Consider the following 17,616-nt stretch of genomic DNA (forward strand, 5'->3'; position numbering starts at 1 on the left):
CTTAGTGAGTATTTAGTTGTTTATCTTGTAAATGCTACGCATGACATTCACATCATTACGCTCTTTTGCACGCTGTATCGCCAGTATTGAAGTATTGTTGTTGAAGTTCCTTAGAAACACAAGCTTATCCTGCATATCAGCATAGATTTTGTCAATGGATGTGAGCCGTTCATCATCGGACATCCTGAGTTTATTGGCGGTAATAACAGTGGTTAGTTCATCAAGATTTCTAAGGCTTTGTTTAAACAGATTATCATACACCCTTTCGAGATAAGCTATTTCATCGGGATTGAAATTCCCACTTTTTCTGAAACGGATAAAAGCAGTCTTATATTCCTTTACCAAAAGCACCTGATAGTTAACAATATCCCCAACACGTTTGTACTTTCGAACTGTTGGACTTACCTGCATCATCGCATCGAGAAATGTTTTATGAAGGTCAAAATTTCCTTTCGATAGCTTTTTTACCGTATTATAGCCGCCATTGAGAATCTCATAGCCTTTTTTCATGTCCTTCAGGATTTGTCTGAATTGGGCGAGTTTTTCTATGTTCAAAATCAATTGTTGCATTTCCTGTGCTTGAGCTGTTACCTTCGACGGTAACAATAAACCCACAAACACAATTCCAATAATTACTATTTTTTTCATGGCAAATCGTTGTTAAAACCGTGCAAGACACGGCTGGTTTTCACATCTTTGGAATCCTTTGCCCTTGACAAAGACAGCAATCGGGTTTGGTTCGAGAAGCTTTCGCAAAAAGTGTGATTATCCATCATATTTTTATACAGCACATCTATCCGACTCATCCGCTCATCATCTTTCATTTCAAGCTGATTGTCTGTTATTACTGTAATGAGTTCCTCTAAAATACTATCACAATTATCGATCAGCCGTTCAAAAACCCTTTTGATATACTCTACTTCATCCCCATGAAATAAATCATCCTCTTGCACTTGTCTATAAATGACACTATAGCTTTTCATAATCTTTAGCTGAAGGGATACAATTTCAGCAACCTTTGCATACTTTTTTATTTTCGGGTTAACCGTCTTGAGCGAATTGAAATAATCAGTGTGAAGATTAAATTCTCCTCTCTTAAAATCACTGACGGTATTGAGTCCTTTCTTGGCGATAGAATATCCCTTTTGGGCATATCCAATATACATTTGAAGAGCTGCGATTTGCTTCAGGAGTACTTGTGCTTGTTTTGCCTGCGCGTAAATGTTTGCGTTTAAGAATCCTGCAAGGAGCAGGAATAGAACTATTTTTTTCATCACTTTAAGGTTTTAATAACGGAATCCCATAAAATTTCTTAACAGCATTTACATCATACTGTGTTTTGGCTCTTTGCAAGCTCAGCATAATGTTCTGTTTGTTGAATTGCAGGAGGTCATCATAATTGGTATCGATCTGATCCGCCGCCGCATTGATGATTTCAAGTCTTTTGGCATCGCTTATCTGTGTGCTAAAGGAGTCCAGAATTAAAAAGATCTGGTCGATATTTTTCATGCTTTCATTCAATATTCCGGAGTATACTTTTTGCATATAAACCAATTCGTCAGCGTTAAAATGATCATCTTTTTGAAATAGGCTCCAAGCTCTTTCATACTCATCTACAAGCCGTACTTGCTTCTGTGTAATGTCCTTGATACGCTGGTAATACGTAATGATAGATTTGACTTTCATCAGTTCATCATAGTAATTCTTATACAGGTCTTTTTGCTTCTGTGTCCAATCGGAAATCTCCTTAAGCTTTAGTTTCGACAAGGTGTTTTCTAATTTCTTCTGCGCATTCTGTAGCCAGATTGTTTTGTTCTGCAGCTTTTGTATTCTAAGGTCAATCGCTTTAATCACTTTCTTGATTGCCTCCTTAATCAATACGATTGGAATAACAGCAACGGTTTCTGCAGGTCTTGCCGGAGTGTTCACTAGCAACAGACACAACAGGCAAATCATAATTTTCTTCTTTGCTTTCATAATGTTATAATTTAGTTTCCATTTCTCATATATTCGCGAGCATCTATTTAATTTTTGTCCTCATGCTTGCTCCGCAAGTCTATTGCCAGTGCAGCAATACCCTTTCTAATGTCTCCATCGAATTTCTTAGCGTACGCCTGCACTTTTACCTTTTCAGTTTCTTCGGTAGTGTAAGCGAGGTATTCTTCAAGGGATACTTCAGTGCGGTACACTTTAGAAAGCATTCCTCCCAAGGAGATAAATACTTCCTTGTATTTTTTATCAGGGTCGTTCGATTTGTTAACTGACAGTACTAATGCTTTTTCTTTTTCTGTGAGTCCCAGCAGTTCTTGTATTTGTTCAAATTTATTTTGGTACTTACTTTGGTCTAGTAATATCTTGCAATCACTGTTATTAATAATAGCCTGCTTTACTACTGGGGAAGAAATAATATCTTCCACTTCTTGTGTAACTACTATGGCTTCTCCAAAGAACTTTCGTACTGTCTTGAATAAATATTTAATGTATTCTGCCATCCCTTCTTTGGCAATAGCCTTCCAAGCTTCTTCAATCAAAATCATTTTTCGGACGCCTTTGAGTTTTCGCATCTTACTAATGAAGACTTCCATGATAATAATGGTCACGACGGGAAAGAGGATTGGATGATCCTTGATATTATCCAACTCAAAAACAATAAAGCGTTCTTTTAATAGTTCCAGATTTTCGGTAGCATTTAGTAGATAATCAAATTCACCTCCCTGATAATAAGGACGAAGTACGTACAGAAAATTGTTCACGTCAAAATCCTTTTCCTTTACCTTATCTCCTTCCAATATTTTCACAAAATCGCCTTTGAGGAAATCGTAAAAAGTATTGAAACAGGGAAACAAATCGGGATTGGCATCGAGTTTTTCATAGTAGAGTTGCAACGCATTGGATAATGCCACATATTCACTTCTGTTGAATGTTTCATTGTCTTTTTTCCATAAAGCCAACAGCAATGTTTTGATACTTTCTTTTTTCTCTGTATCCAAATTATCCCCTTCGCTGATATAAAACGGATTGAATCGTATGGGGTTCTTTTCATCATAGGTAAAATAATAGCCACCCACCATATCGCACAGTCCTTTGTAGCTGTGTCCCACATCTACAAGAACAATGTGGGTTCCCTGCTCGTAGTAACTTCTAACCATGTGATTGGTAAAAAAGGATTTTCCACTACCTGAAGGACCTAGTATAAATTTGTTTCGGTTCGTACAAATCCCCATTTTCACAGGCTCGTCACTGATATCCACATGAACTGGCTTTCCTGTCAAGCGGTCTCCCAGTCGAATCCCAATTGGACTAAGAGAAGAGCGATAACCTGTTTCTAAATTCAAGAAACAGGTAGCTTGTTCGGCGAACGTATCGAAGGTATCGTTCATAGGAAAGTCTGCTGAGTTTCCTGGAATACCCGCCCAGAAAATCTGTGCGGCTCCAATAGTTTCCTGCTTGGCTGCCGCATCCATCTGCGCCAGCGCAGACGAAACTTTGTTCTTCAGGTCTTTCAGTTCCTCTTTATCGTCAGTCCAAACCAATACATTAAAATGTGCTTTGACTGGCAATCGTTGTTGGCTGATAGCCTCATTGAGAAAATCATTCGTGGCATCACGCGCAATGAGATTCTCTCTACTGTAAGCCGATAAGGACTGTAACCGCAATCTTTTACTTTCCAGTTTCTGCAACGTTTTCTGGGAATCCTCTATGAAAATGTACTGGTTATAAATATGGTTGCAGGAAAGTAATTGACCCAAAGTCGAGGCAAATCCGATGCTGAACTTGGTCTTATCGGTGGAATAACGGTCATAGTTAATTCGAGACCCACACAATGCAGGTAAATCAGCAGCATCACCCAATGTATAAATTTGACAATGCTTGTCACCAACCTGCAAGCCATCATGAAAAGCGATGTCTTTAAAAACAAACGAGTTTTCTTTTTCAGAAAGAAAGCAGTACCTCTCTATAATTCCAATCTTTCTGCTGTGACTTCGGAGTTCATCATTGCCAAGGCGTGTCAGTTTTACAAAACCACTGTCTTCCAAGATTCGTGCAAATTGTCCTGTGCTGTCAATAAAATCCTGACGGAGTTGCGCCTTTAATGTTTCTTCAGGAACTATTGAAGTTCGGAGTAAATTTGAAAACAAAGAACTGGATGTTTTTCTGCCTGATGGTTTTTTGGTCAGGAAAATATAGCATGAATGATCCAGAAAAGGACGCTCGTTAAAAAAACGCTCACTGCTACGGGTAAGGAAACTAGTATCTTCACTTATAAAATCCGCTTGAAACTTACTATCGATAAACCAATCCTGTTTATGGAACACACTGAATTTTGGGAGTAACTTTATAGCTTTAAGCCACGCCTGATGAAACCCTTCGTATTCCTGATCCGACAAGGTAAATATCTCAGGAAGCTCTGCCTTGAATACAACTGTCACATCTCCTTGTTTAGAGAGAATGCAATCGTGCTCCACATCCATAATCGGTAAAATATCATCTATCATCTTTTCCATCTTCATCTTTATTTACCTGTTACTAATTTTAACCAAATGCTATTTTTGCATTTTAAAAATTTTCCTGCTTTGAACTCTGATTGCTTTTGGAACCTGTCTTTTAGCCAAAGCTTTCATCATACCATGTTCTCCGTATTTATGACTCATTCGGTATATATACAAAACCAATAGCGTTCCTGCGATCCCAATAATTCCTACGCAAACAAATGACGGCAAGCCTACTATATACATGGCGGCAAACAGAATCATAAGAACTACAACACCGCCTCCCAAATACCATATATACTGTGCTTTTAACCCCTTGAATTCTATACTTTGGTTGATTCCTTTGTTGATTTGATATACACTATTTACCATGTTGTTATTTTAAAATTTCATTCTGCTATTTTTTCTCATCCCTGCATAGGAGCGTTGTTGCCATTTGTCACTATTACTTTTGGAGGTTGAAAAACTGTTTGATTTTTCCATATGCTCATTGCTGTTCTTTACTGGCAATTGAATTACCAGCGCCTCATTAGATTCTATTGTTTCTCCATTGATACTGGCATCTTGTAGATTATCTTGCTTTAATTGATTCTCCTGAATTTTTAGTGCTATTTCCCTTTCGAGGCTGGAGAGTTCACTTTTCATCTGTTGCAATTCATGCTCCTTGCTAAAGGTTTTTGCTGTTAACTGCTGTAATTCTGGCAACTGCACTTCTATATCATTCAAGGACTTTTGGTACTTTTCCCTGAGATGCTCTACTCTGTCAATGGCACTCAAGAAATGACGAGCCGCCAATTTTGGATTATCTACATTAGGCGTTCCTCCATTGAGAGTATATTTAATGCCTTCATCCGATCGCTGTGCATAAAAGCTATTAGAGTAACGGTATTGGTACATGCCATCATTCTGGTAGGCTTCGCGTTCCCTTTTTATATACAGTCCAAAATCATACAGTTTACCAATTTGTTTCGCTTCGCTTTCTCCATCTGGAGGTTTCCAATTTTTATAGAGATCAATAATCTGCTTACCGGTACTTTCGGAATCTTGCGCTTTAAAATCATACAATTGTATTGGATTTGCTTTTGTTGCGTCACTTTCATATTTCAGGTTCTTTTTGTAAAAACCTTCATCCACAGTGAGCTTATCCAATGTTTTGGCAGTAACCGTTTTTTCTTCCAATAGATATTCAACCTGATGCTTCGTTCTTGAAATCTCCTTGTAATGTGCTTTTTTGAGGCTTTCCATCACGGCTACTTTCTTTTCCAATTTTGATTTTTCCAGCAAGGAAGTATCACCCGATAATACTGCGATATATTCCGAAAAATTCATTCCACTTTTCTCATCCATAGAACCCTCATCAATAGACCTGACGTTCAGTTCACAGTTTTTCATCTGGCTGATGAAAGTCTGTTTATTTTTCAATAGATTGAATTTGTAATTATCTAATGACTGTTCTGTGGCATAGATAAAATTCTTCACTTTGTTATCGTAATGCTGTTTGGCAACCTCATTGCCTTGTCTGCCGCCTCGTCCATTACGCTGCCCTAAATCCGATGGCCTCCACGGAATATCCAAATGATGCATGGCCACAACACGTTTTTGTACATTTAGTCCTGTACCCGCTTTTTCGGTACTCCCCAAAAGGATGCGTATTTCACCTGTATTCATTTTGGAAAACAGTTGGGCTTTCTTTTTATCAGTCCAATCATGGATATAGGTAATCTCATGGGCAGGGATATTAAAGTCCGTCACCAGTTTTTCTTTAAGTGCATCGTACATATTGAATGCGTCTGGCTTGGGTGTTCCAATATCCGAAAAGACAATCTGTGTCCCTCTATGCTCCGTTGAAGCATTATAAATTTCAGCCACATTTCGAGCACAGGTGTTAACTTTATTGTCGGGATGATCGCCATATCCTTCGTCTATCAGGCGCATATCGGCTGCCATCTTTTTAGCATAATTGGTGGCTATTAGCATCCTTCCTCTATCTTCCTCTCTAGTAAGGGGTGCTCTTCCAATAAGTGTCGCGTCGCCCGTCTTTGCAAACTGCATCAGCTGTGTAATGAACTCACTTTGTTCAGGTGTTGGACTGATATTGACAAGCTGTTCATCTATTTCTGGTTTGTCCAGATCAATATGTCGGGCTGTTTTATAATCTGTAATCTCATTATAGAATAGTGCCAGTTCTGGAACTTTAATAAAATGACGGAAACGCTCTTTGGCAATAATTTCGTTGGTTACAGAAAACTCAAAATCTGTCGTTTTCCTTGCAAAAACTGATGCCCATCCGTCAAAGTTTTCAATATGCTGCCGTTCCATTTCTTTTGGACGCAGGTATTTAAAAAGCAAATACATCTCCGTTAAGCTGTTTGAAATAGGTGTTCCAGATAGAAAGGTCACACACAAATCCGAATCAAATTTTTCCTGAAGCGAACGAACAGCAAACAGCATATTAAGCGCCTTTTGGCTTCCTTGCATATTTCCAATCCCTGCAACACGGTCATGACGGGTCGTGAAAGTCAGGTTCTTGAATTTGTGTGATTCATCCACGAACAAATGGTCAATTCCCATTTCCTTAAAGTTGATTCCGCTGTCTTTCTTTTCCTCAATATCCTTTAATAAGCCTTTAAGTTTTCCATCAAGATTGTTTTTACGTATCTGAAGTCCTTTGAGTATTTTTTTTGATATGTCCCCACCTAAATCTTTTACCGTTTCAAGATCTCTTTCTACATTATCGAGTTCATTTTGCAATATCTCTTTTTGGATTTCTGGAGATTGTGGAATTTTCCCAAACTGATCGTGCGTCAGAATGATGCAATCCCAATTGTTATTTTTTATTTCATGGAACAGCCTTACTCTTTTGGCTGGCGTAAAATCATTTTCTCCAGGAGCCAAAATTCGGCCATTAGGATAGGCCTTGCGATAGGTCGTTGCAATTTGATCTACGTTGGCATGAAGCGCCAGTATTGCTGGTTTATGTATGATTCCCAATCGCTTCATTTCATTGGCTGCTACAATCATGGTAAGTGTTTTTCCTAATCCTACCTCATGGTCAATTAATGCACCTCGGTTCTGAATGATACGCCACGCAGCGTTTTTTTGTGAACTGTACAAATCTTCAATTTCAAGGGCTTTTTTATCCAAGCCAGGAAAACTCAGATGGCTTCCATCATATTCACGCAATACATAACAATTGAACGTTTCGTTATACAGGTTTTCCAATTCCTTCTTATCGCTTTCTGGCAATTCTTGTAGCCATTCTATAAACCCAGTACGAATGTTCTCAATTTTTTGATGTGCCAATTGTATGGCTTCATTGTCGGGTAATCGTATTGGTTTGTCACCTGGACCATTAACCTCATAGGTGAAAAATGGGGTGGTATTTTCCAGCGCATGTTCCAATATCGTATAACCGTAGGTGGTTCTTCCGCTTTTGGTTGTTACTGCAAATTCCCTGTCAATTTTGGTGTTATGTCCCGTACTGACTTTAAAGGTATCCAGTGATGGGAAGTAATTAATTTCCGTTGCCTGTTCAAATAATTGCTTGGCAAAATCTGCATAATAATTCATTGGAACCCATCTCTCTCCAAGATTGAAATCCAAAAGCTCAAAGGGTATCCGCTCTGGCCGTACCTTTTCCAGTGCCATCATTCCTTTATAATATTGCGTATTTTCAGGATATTGCTGTACCGCTTGTTTAGCCTGTTGCAACTTTTCCACAACATTACCACTTAGATACAGGTCTGAAGTTTCCCAATCCTGACGCATAGGGTTTAGATAAATATGATGGTTCAGACTTTCTATCGCTTCATATTCTTCAAGTCCCGTGGCAGCGGTTATAAATCCTAAATCCACATTTCCTTTTTCGTTCAAGCTTCGGGCAAGTGCTTCGATTGGATCATCCGTAAAGTAGCGTTCCCGTTGCTTTACTATAGATTGGCTCAGAATATCCGACTTCACATACCGTTCGCCCTCTTTGCGCTCCAATGAAGAAAGTACCGTGAACCCGAAAGCCGAATCCTGCATAATTAACCTGCGATTCTCAGCACTGTTAAGAATGCCATACTGAGAAACAAACTTTGTGTACTGTAAATCCAAATTTTTTCGCACTTGGTTACTATCAGTTTCATCTGATTGTTCCTTTTCAAACAGTTCCAAGTAATTATCCCTGATAACAATGTAGGAATCGTAAAATTTCAGATTCCCCTGTAATGGCAATGGCTGAAAAAATGCCTGTTTGTGTTCATTATTGATATCAATTATAGTTCCAATTGATTCTCCAAGACGAACCAGTGTTCCATCTTTATAGAAGGATTTGAATGCGGTGACTTCTTCATAAAGCTGTCTTTCTAGGTTAAAAGCGGATTCAAGGGTTGTATCTCCTTCATAAATATATGCATGATCATATTGCTGAAGCGTATTGGATAAAGCCAATAGTTCATGGGGTAATAATCCGCCATTCATCCAGTTGGATGAAAAACCTTCTATCTCTTTTACATTAGAATATAATTTGTACAGGTACCGATTAGTCTTGTTTTGCTTGGCGGTAATAAGCATCACATTTTCATGTGAGGGATTATCTGTTGTGCGTATTGTACTTAGTATTCGTGCTGTTTTTTTGTCAACTACCGTTTCATCGAGTGGATTGATATAATCCATCGCACGATTGATATTCTCAGCAGGCACGGTGTCAAATAATCCCAGCTGAACAGAAATACCGCTTGCTTTGCTTTCTGGCATGGGCAAGTAAGTAAATTTTTGTCCCATTACTTCGGGCTGTTGAACAATACCTGCTTGTTGTCCTTGCTCAAAGCGATCCTTGTTAAAATTTTCGCGTAATCCATCAGTAATTGTTTGTGCCAAACGGTTTTCAATTGAATTAATATCACCACTTTGCCATACTCTTTGATGTGCTTGTCCGTATTGATTTTTACCTGCTTGTACTTCATTACCTATTATTAGCTCTGGTCTGTCGTGCAAATATTTATTAATGCTGTATTTTCCAAACTCGTTTTCCATTCCAACAGTTTGCAATAGCTTATTTTCATCATCTGAAAACACCTTTTTGTCTGTGTTTTTTTGAACAATGAGTAAATGGTTTGGAGCTTCCGTATTTCCTGTTTCCTTCATCAGGTTATCGGGCATAACTGCCAGACTTACGAAATCTGCCTTTTGAAAAAGATATTCTCGAGCACTTTCATTTGAAGGACTATTCAAAAAACCGTCTGTCGTGATATATGCCATGAGTCCGCCATCGGCTAGTTTGTCCAGTCCTTTTGCAAAGAAATAATTATGAATTTTTCCTGAAATTGCTTTATCAGGATACCCTTCATCGTAAACTGAAAAATTACCAAAAGGGATATTGCTAACCACAAGATCATAACTGTTGTTGTCATTTGTTGGAGTTTCCTCCAATCCTGCAATATGCGTGGTACTGTTTGCTGTTAGTGTACTGTTCAAAGCCGAAAGGACCAGTCCACTCAATCTGTCTTTTTCAACAGCCGTAATCTGTTCTAGATTCGGAAACACTTTTTCGGCTTCCGTGATGAAAATTCCTGAACCCGCCGATGGTTCATATAATCTTTTAGGGGTAATACCTAGTTCTTTTAAAGTATTGTATAATGTTCTGGGAACAATTTCAGGTGTGTAAAAGGCGGTAAGCACACTATTGCGAAGCGATGAAACAACCTCATTGTACTGCTTTTGCGAATAGTGATCCTGCAACAGTTCATGCAAGCGAGTCATCTCTGGATGCAGCTTAAGGTCATCTTTTGAAGCTCCAGATTTCATCCAGTCTTCGGCACTTCCATAAGGATATAAAACAGCCTTGATACCGCCAAAACCAGCGTATGCTTTTAGAGATGCTATAGCTTCTTCAGCAAGAACGTCACCCTGCTGCCATACAATAGCAGTAGCGATTGCCTTGATGTTGGCACTTAGTTTTTGGGATAGATTGTAAGCCATAATTACTCCTTTTCATACTGCACACTTCCATAAATAGCTCAACTCAGATAGTCAGCAATCTGACCAATAACTGCATTCCTCAAAGTAGGATCCTCTTCATTTTCCTTTGTAAAACCAACAGTTTCAAAAACTTCCCTGCAACTTTCCATCAAGTTGATAACCTCATATCTGAGAATACCTGATTTACTAAAAGTGGCATAGGTATCCTCAAACTCCTCTTCCAATAGACTACAGATATATAGAAATCGGGAAGGCTTTAAATCTTCGGTAAGTACATTGAGACAAATTTCCTCTATGATATATTGGGGCGTACCCTCTGATAGCATATCCTCCATAATGGATTTTACAGCTTTTACTTTTTCATTGAGGTAATCCGTTACGGAGTACTCTTCCTGTAAAGTAAACATCAGGTCGGGGTTGTTATGGATGATATAGAACCATAGCTTTTCTTTCAGGATATTTTCCATAACGTTGGGTTTTAAATCCCAAAAAAGGATTTGATTACAGTTGCCACTACAACTAGAAAAACACAACTACCAAACCAAGCTGCCGCCACTTTTCCAGTATCAGGATCCCCTGCATTCCACTTTTGATATACCTTGACAGCACCTATTAAACCTAAGAGCGCACCGATGGCATACATCAATTGGGTGCCCGCATCAAAATAACTTCTTACCTTTTGATTGGCTTCATTGATTCCTGCAAGACCGTCTTGGGCGTAGGATTGGTAATTTATTGCCAGTAGCACCAGAACCATACTGGCAACAACAATTCTTTGTTTGGTAAACATTTTAAAATTCCAACTGCACTTTTTCATAACACATTATTTTAAAGTTTAAATAATTCGATAAAAAGCGAAGGGGTTGCCGCTGTCGCAATTCCACTTTCCTGTTACATATGCCATACCGCGCCGGGATGGACAGGGGCATTTCCTCCGCAATATTGTTTTAGTGTTTTCAATTCCATAATTCTTCCGCTTCCACCTGAGTTAAGGTCACAGATTCGAGTTTGTCACATTCTGAGACAATCAGTTCACTCACTGAACTACTAAATGGAGAATTTTTAACATTGGGATATTCGGTAAGAACCAATCGGAGATAGTCGATAAATTCTTGTTTGAGAAGTTTTCTTTTGGTCGCATCTGCAACAACATTTTTTAGTCGCTCCACCAAATTTTCAACTTCCTCAAACGTATTGTCAGATATTGCAAACTCAGATTGAAAGGATGGTATTTCAGGAGGGTTAATACTACTTGGCTCAAATGGAGTGTTTTGGAACCTTGTTTTCTCTAAACCATGAAATGGAAATTTTCGCTTACCTGTTGCGATGTCTTTGATCTCATCAAAGTAAAATCGAAAGGCAATAAACAAATACCAGCTTGCTAATAGTAGGGCAACTACAACTATGTAATTTACCCATGAAATGTTTGTAAACATACGTTCTTCATTTTTATCGTTCTACATTAGTTCTTTGCAATCCGTTTGATGGAAACTTTTCCAAATCCAGATATTCATCATTACAGGGCAAAGAAACGATAGACAACAAATCGTCACAAGTCCAACTTTTTGTTGTACCCCAGTTGTACCCTGCTGGACCCCCAGTAAAATCAGGGATAAAAAAATAAAAAAAATGCAAAAAAATAAAAAAGCCTCCACAATAGGAGGCCAATTTGATGATCAAATAAATTATTTTAGGATAGTTATTCCTATTCTAAAATGATAAAAATTCAATTTCCGACTTTTTATCCATTAGTTGCCAACCATCATCGGTTCGTATAAAATACACTTCATGATTCACCGTGTCTCGCAAACCATTTTTAACAGCAGCAGCAAAAACATTCTTTCTTCGAACCATATTGTAAGTCACAATCGCCTTATTATCAGAACTCATAATCCTGATTTCTGCAATAGCGCCAAACTCTTCATCCGCTACTTTTACACGTTGAATTTTATATCTTTTATCATCTTTGGGTGTAGGCAGTAAGTAAGGTTTTGCAGCATCGGTAAAACTCACGAAAGAGGTTGTGTCACCAAATTTCTTGCTTTGAAGTACTTTTACAAATCCTTTTTCTACCAATCCCGATTTAAAAATGGTGTAAGCGTGTACAGGATCATTGCAGAAAATATTATGGTCTACAATACTAGGATAATGATTTTTTTCTAGAATAATGGCAGTAGCCAATTTCTCATCTAGCTTTTTAGGTTGGCAGCCTGTGATTATCAGAATCATTGTGGTCAAAATGTAGGGTAGCTTTTTCATGTTTTTAAATTTTAAATTATTAGTATTTAGTTAATATTCTTTAATCTGTTTAATTATGCGTTCCAATGTTTCAATTACTATTTTCTTATCCCTTTCTTCTGCAACGTAAGCTTTGCTACGCATAGCATCATAAGAGAGGTTTACTTTATTTGGAGTGGATAGAAAAGGAACAATTGTTTTAAATAAATGATTCATTGATTTTGAAATAAGAATTTTTAATTCATTGGATGCCCTTAGTATTAGGGCGGTCTGATCCGTTGAAAGTTTGCATAAAATTTTACCGGAAGGAGAGTCTGTTACAGAGGGTTCATTTATCTTTTTTTCAATAATTTGAAAAGGCACGCTTAAATAGTTTGCAAATCTTGATTCTACAAAAGTTATTAATTCATCCAAACAAGAAATTAAAGTAGCTGTAACCTCTTTTAGATTATCTCTATGTAAATCGTTGTTACTATTTATTTCTGTGATTTTATCTAAAAGAAATAGCAATGACGAATAATAATTACCAACTAAAATTTTAATCTGTTTCTCCTTAGTAAGCGAAAAAACCTGTACCGTAAACTGTGACTGGATAAAAAATGTTTGCTCAGTCGCTTTTTCAATAATCGCTCTTGATTGAATTGGAGTAATCATAGTAAGATCCGTTTTATTGGGATTAAGGGTTGAAGTAACCGTTAAATCCATCCATTCTAAAAGATAGGTTTGAGTCATTTTTTTTACTTTTACTTAGTAAATATTTCTCTCGACTTGTAATCGAGAGTACTCTAAATCAATGCTTATAGAACATTTTTAACCCGGTCAAAACATGTGTTTTATTGTATTTAATGGGAATTTAGTCGGGAACGGTACTCAGAAGGAGACAGGGAAGTATGCCTTTTAAAAAATATACTAAAGGAAGAATAATTGATGTATTGCAATTCTTCACTAATATTGGAAATATTTAAATCTTCATTTCGAAGCAAGTTTTTTGCCTCAAGAACAATAGCCTCGACAATAAATCGCTTCGCAGTTTTCTCTGTAAGTTCTTTAATGATTTTTGTAAGGTTGTCAGGTGTCATAGATAAAGCTTCTGCATAATATTTTACATCATGGTGTTTTCTGCAATTCATTTCTAAAATTTTAAAAAATTGAAGAACCAGTTTTTCTTTTATCGTATAATTTTCGTTTAATTGTTGAAAATAGTTGCTATATTTTTCTGCTAATACATAAAGAAATAGATTAAAACTAAGCAGTAATACTTCTTCTTTAAAAATTTGTTTGTTAGATTTTCGTGTTTTACGATACAACTGTTCAAACAAGAATATTAAATGCTGGAGGTCTTTATTTTTGATAAAAATTTTAGAAGGAAGTTTTCTAATGTAAAAATCAAAATATCCTATATGCTGTATTCGAATACTATTTTCAAAAATAAACTCAGGTGTAAATGATACCAAGCAAATTTGCAATTGGTCACTCATTATCAAAATTTCACATGAACTTCGTATCGGAACCACTAGTAACTCATTTTCGAAGACAGTAACTTCTTTGTCATCTATTTGTATATATAAGGAACCCGATTTTACAATCAGTATAGAAAAATGGTTTACGTTAAGTAGCTCACTAAAAGCTATTTTAGATGTGGAACTTTCATAAATGTGGACTTGTAAACCAATGTGGCGATATTTTGAATTTTTTCTTATCACAACAAGCTCTTTTATAAAATTACAATCAGCTAAATAAATTTTACCTTATTAAGGTTCACGTTGATTGGAGGTTACTCAGAAAGTAACCTGGACATCAATGAAACAGTAACAAAAAGTAAATTAGACATGCCGCTCACAAAAAGTAAATAGGCCAGACTACGCGGGCTATCACTTTTTATCTCGCCATTTGTGAGATAGCCAATTATTTCATCGTAGGAAAATAGATCTACGATGAAATAAAGACTAACAAGATTGAAGAGGATCAAAAAAACGGTAAACGTGTATACTATTTCCTTTTCAATGGTATAGATGTAATGCATCATCACTCAGTTGCAAGATTATTTATCATAATGCCTGTGACAAGGGATCTCCTTACCGCAATAGAGGAATTATAGATAGCACCACTAAGCCCTCCAACACGGTGGCCTTTAGAGGTGTCCCAATCTTTATCTTTGTCTATTAAATCATAATAGATGGAATACCTGACTATAGATGAAGTGGTGAGGATAATTCTTTTATCCTCACCATTATATTCAGGATTAGTCATTACAGCTGATTCATAGGTTACTATAGATTGATAAATTTCCTCGTATGGATTGTTTTCCCATAAAAGCACATCATTCATAAAACTGGAAAGACTACTTTTTGCTGCATTGGTCATTATGGAATTTACAATAGCCTCATCTAGTGCAGCTTGGGGATTATTTATGATCTCTTGCACTAGATCAAGATTAATGGGAAGGTCTGTTCCTACGTTTAAAATCATTAAATCATTGTTTTCAGCTGCAATGGCTTCGATTTGTTGGCTGATTTCTTCAATTGTATTGTACTGATAATTTCCTGACAAATAAATATCGAGTATATCATTGTGTAACTTACCCGCAAGGTCATACATGTTTGCAGGGTTTTCTGGGCTTATAGGGTTTAAAGAGTTTAGACTTTGCACATAACGCGCCGTTTTTTTTGATTTCTTGTTATTGATTTCACTGTTGGTACTGTCAGAAGTATCAGTAGTGTCAGGGGTACAGGAAACAATTAGTAATGATAAAATCATTAATCTTAATGAAATGCTTTTCATGATTGAAATGTGTTAAATGTGTCCGACTATTTTTGTAGTCAGTTCATTTCACCCGGGTAAGCAGAACTTAAATTTAGCACGATGCTAAATGTTTTTGCTTTTGAATTCGAGACAAATCTAAAAGTCATTTTTTTGTCCCGCAACAGTTTATGTATGGATTTTCGGAAATTATGCTATGGATTTTCGGAAAATCCATACACTGTTTTTGACGAAAACTTACCCATTATTAATTGTTCACGCTATATTTGATGCAATTTTCAGCAAAATATTCCGTTGTAGCTTTTTCAGTCTATTATTACCTTCAAAAATGCTTTTGTATAGAATATAGTATCCGATTTTTAATTTAGCCTATGATTAAAAAGTATCTACTAATTTTATCTCTTTGCTTGGGAGATCAAATTTGCGCACAGGAAATCCATTTTAAAATTCCTGATACACTTCGAAATAAGGATTATGATTATCTCTTTAAGAGGATAGAGGAATCGGAAAATGACAGTAGTAAGCAGTCACTGTATCTTCGATTCTATTTAGTGAAATCGAAATCAGAAAAAAATTTTGAAAAAGTCGTAAACGGATATAAAAACTATGTACATCACTCCCCTGAAAATCTCAAACTGATCTATGCAGACAGTATGGTCTATACTGCAAAAAAGTCAATGGACAATGCTTTGATAGGCTCTGCCTATCTTTCAAAAGGAATCGTATACTATTCCCTGAAAAAACATGATTATGCATTGGACAATTATCTTATAGCCAATAATTATATTTCCAAAACCAATGACAAATATTTGATCTATAAGACAAAATACAATATTGCGCATATAAAATACTTTCTTGGATTTTATGACGAGGCAATTTCTCTGTTTAAGGAATGCATCGGTTACTTTAAAGAAAACAGTGTTGGAGGCTATTTGAATTCACTTCATTCGCTTGGTATATGTTATAATCGCATTGGTAATTATGGTTTATGTACAGATACAAACCTGCTGGGCATCGCAGAAGGGAGAAGACTCGCTAATGATGAAATGCGGGACTACTTCATTCACTCGGAAGGGGTGAATCAATATTTTCGAGGCAATTATTCCTTGGCCATTAAAAAAATAACCTATGCACTGCCGACCGTACATAAATACAAGGATTTCGCAAATGAAGCTGTTGGGTATTTTTATATTGGAAAAAGTTATTGGGATCTTAAGAATACCCAAATGGCAATACCCTATTTCAAAAAAGTGGATGCCATTTTTAATGATAAAGGATACATTCGTCCTGATCTACGAAATAACTATGAATTATTGATTAATTATTATAAATCCAAAAATAACCTCAATCTACAGCTTTACTATATTGAAAAACTGCTTAAAGTGGACAGCATCATACACAACAGATATCGATATGTATCAGGAAAAATTACCAAAGAATATGACACAAAAGAATTGCTGTTTCAGAAAAACAATATTGAAAGATTATTTGATAAAAGAAAATATAACGATTACATTTTTACAAGTATAATACTCTTTTTATTTTTAACGGTAGTATTTCTTATCTATAGACATATTAGAAATAGGAAAGTCTATCGGCAAAGATTTGATGATTTGATGAAAAAAAGTGAAACTGTCACTAAAGTTGAATCCAAAAATATAGTTAATGGAATTGAAGATATAAATCAAGATACTGTAGTATCTATGTTGAAACAATTGGAGAAATTTGAAAAGGATAAAATGTTTCTGGAAAAAGATTTAACAGCAACAAAGCTGACAGTATCATTTGATTCAAATGTAAAATATCTTTCAAAAATAATATCACATTACAGGGGGAAGAAATTTGTAAAGTATATCAATGATCTAAAAGTGGACTATTTGATAACCTTATTAAAAGAGGATAAAAAGATTCAGAATTATACAAACAAAGCTCTAGCGGAAGAGGCTGGTTTTAGCAGTACCCAACGTTTTGCGAATGCATTTTTTGTTAGAACCGGAATGCCAACCTCCTATTTTATAGAAGAGATTAAAAAAGGGCAGTCATAAATATAATTGAAAACTGTAATCCGTGTAATCGTATAACCTAAATAATTACGACAAACTGTTTTTAGTTACGGTTTACCAATTTCCTGTTGTTTTTCATATTCAGTATTACATTAAATCCA

General features: G+C 36.3%; 15 protein-coding genes. 1 reads left to right on the forward strand and 14 read right to left on the reverse strand.

Annotated elements, in window-relative coordinates:
- Positions 1–12: 12 nt before the first annotated feature.
- From DB891_RS04400 to DB891_RS04465, 14 genes are all read right to left on the reverse strand, one after another.
- On the reverse strand, positions 13–648 hold the full coding sequence (locus tag DB891_RS04400) for a TerB family tellurite resistance protein (RefSeq protein ID WP_116760989.1): 636 nt from the start codon (positions 646–648) through the stop codon (positions 13–15).
- Complete coding sequence (locus DB891_RS04405) at positions 645–1,274, reverse strand: hypothetical protein (RefSeq protein WP_116760991.1); 630 nt, start codon at positions 1,272–1,274, stop codon at positions 645–647. The genes DB891_RS04400 and DB891_RS04405 overlap by 4 nt, the downstream gene beginning before the upstream one ends.
- A gap of 4 nt (positions 1,275–1,278) precedes the next feature.
- Entirely contained in the window at positions 1,279–1,977 is a 699-nt protein-coding gene (locus DB891_RS04410) for a conjugal transfer protein TraI (protein ID WP_116760993.1), read from the reverse strand.
- Positions 1,978–2,024: 47 nt separating this feature from the next.
- Entirely contained in the window at positions 2,025–4,505 is a 2,481-nt protein-coding gene (locus DB891_RS04415) for a TraG family conjugative transposon ATPase (RefSeq protein ID WP_116761294.1), read from the reverse strand.
- Positions 4,506–4,544: 39 nt separating this feature from the next.
- Positions 4,545–4,862, reverse strand: a complete 318-nt coding sequence (locus DB891_RS04420; protein ID WP_116760995.1) for a DUF4133 domain-containing protein — start codon at positions 4,860–4,862, stop codon at positions 4,545–4,547.
- Positions 4,863–4,871: 9 nt separating this feature from the next.
- Entirely contained in the window at positions 4,872–10,454 is a 5,583-nt protein-coding gene (locus DB891_RS04425; RefSeq protein WP_116760997.1) for a helicase-related protein, read from the reverse strand.
- A gap of 38 nt (positions 10,455–10,492) precedes the next feature.
- The gene (locus tag DB891_RS04430; protein WP_116760999.1) at positions 10,493–10,921 is read right to left on the reverse strand and encodes a DUF1896 family protein; all 429 of its coding nucleotides are present in this window, start codon (positions 10,919–10,921) and stop codon (positions 10,493–10,495) included.
- 11 nt (positions 10,922–10,932) lie between these two features.
- Positions 10,933–11,271, reverse strand: a complete 339-nt coding sequence (locus DB891_RS04435) for a DUF4134 domain-containing protein (protein ID WP_116761001.1) — start codon at positions 11,269–11,271, stop codon at positions 10,933–10,935.
- 139 nt (positions 11,272–11,410) lie between these two features.
- The gene (locus DB891_RS04440; protein WP_116761003.1) at positions 11,411–11,890 is read right to left on the reverse strand and encodes a hypothetical protein; all 480 of its coding nucleotides are present in this window, start codon (positions 11,888–11,890) and stop codon (positions 11,411–11,413) included.
- A gap of 13 nt (positions 11,891–11,903) precedes the next feature.
- Positions 11,904–12,134, reverse strand: coding sequence for a hypothetical protein (locus DB891_RS04445; RefSeq protein ID WP_116761005.1), 231 nt, complete (start codon positions 12,132–12,134; stop codon positions 11,904–11,906).
- Between the two features lie 30 nt (positions 12,135–12,164).
- Positions 12,165–12,713 (reverse strand): hypothetical protein, encoded by a 549-nt coding sequence (locus DB891_RS04450; protein WP_116761007.1) that lies wholly within the window; start codon positions 12,711–12,713, stop codon positions 12,165–12,167.
- 30 nt (positions 12,714–12,743) lie between these two features.
- Positions 12,744–13,424 (reverse strand): hypothetical protein, encoded by a 681-nt coding sequence (locus tag DB891_RS04455; protein WP_116761009.1) that lies wholly within the window; start codon positions 13,422–13,424, stop codon positions 12,744–12,746.
- Between the two features lie 110 nt (positions 13,425–13,534).
- Positions 13,535–14,395: a helix-turn-helix domain-containing protein gene (locus DB891_RS04460; RefSeq protein WP_124019491.1), complete on the reverse strand. Its 861-nt coding sequence runs from the start codon at positions 14,393–14,395 to the stop codon at positions 13,535–13,537.
- Between the two features lie 322 nt (positions 14,396–14,717).
- Positions 14,718–15,473 carry a P-loop NTPase family protein gene (locus DB891_RS04465; RefSeq protein ID WP_124019492.1) on the reverse strand — a complete coding sequence of 252 codons (756 nt, stop codon included), beginning with the start codon at positions 15,471–15,473 and terminating at the stop codon, positions 14,718–14,720.
- A 350-nt stretch (positions 15,474–15,823) separates the two neighbouring features.
- Between DB891_RS04465 and DB891_RS04470 the strand changes: the two genes are divergently transcribed.
- A complete protein-coding gene (locus DB891_RS04470) occupies positions 15,824–17,497 on the forward strand; it encodes an AraC family transcriptional regulator (RefSeq protein ID WP_116761015.1) in 1,674 nt (557 codons plus the stop codon).
- Positions 17,498–17,616 lie beyond the last annotated feature (119 nt).

This window comes from Flavobacterium laiguense, from assembly GCF_003097655.1.
GTDB classification, from domain to species: Bacteria; Bacteroidota; Bacteroidia; order Flavobacteriales; family Flavobacteriaceae; genus Flavobacterium; species Flavobacterium laiguense.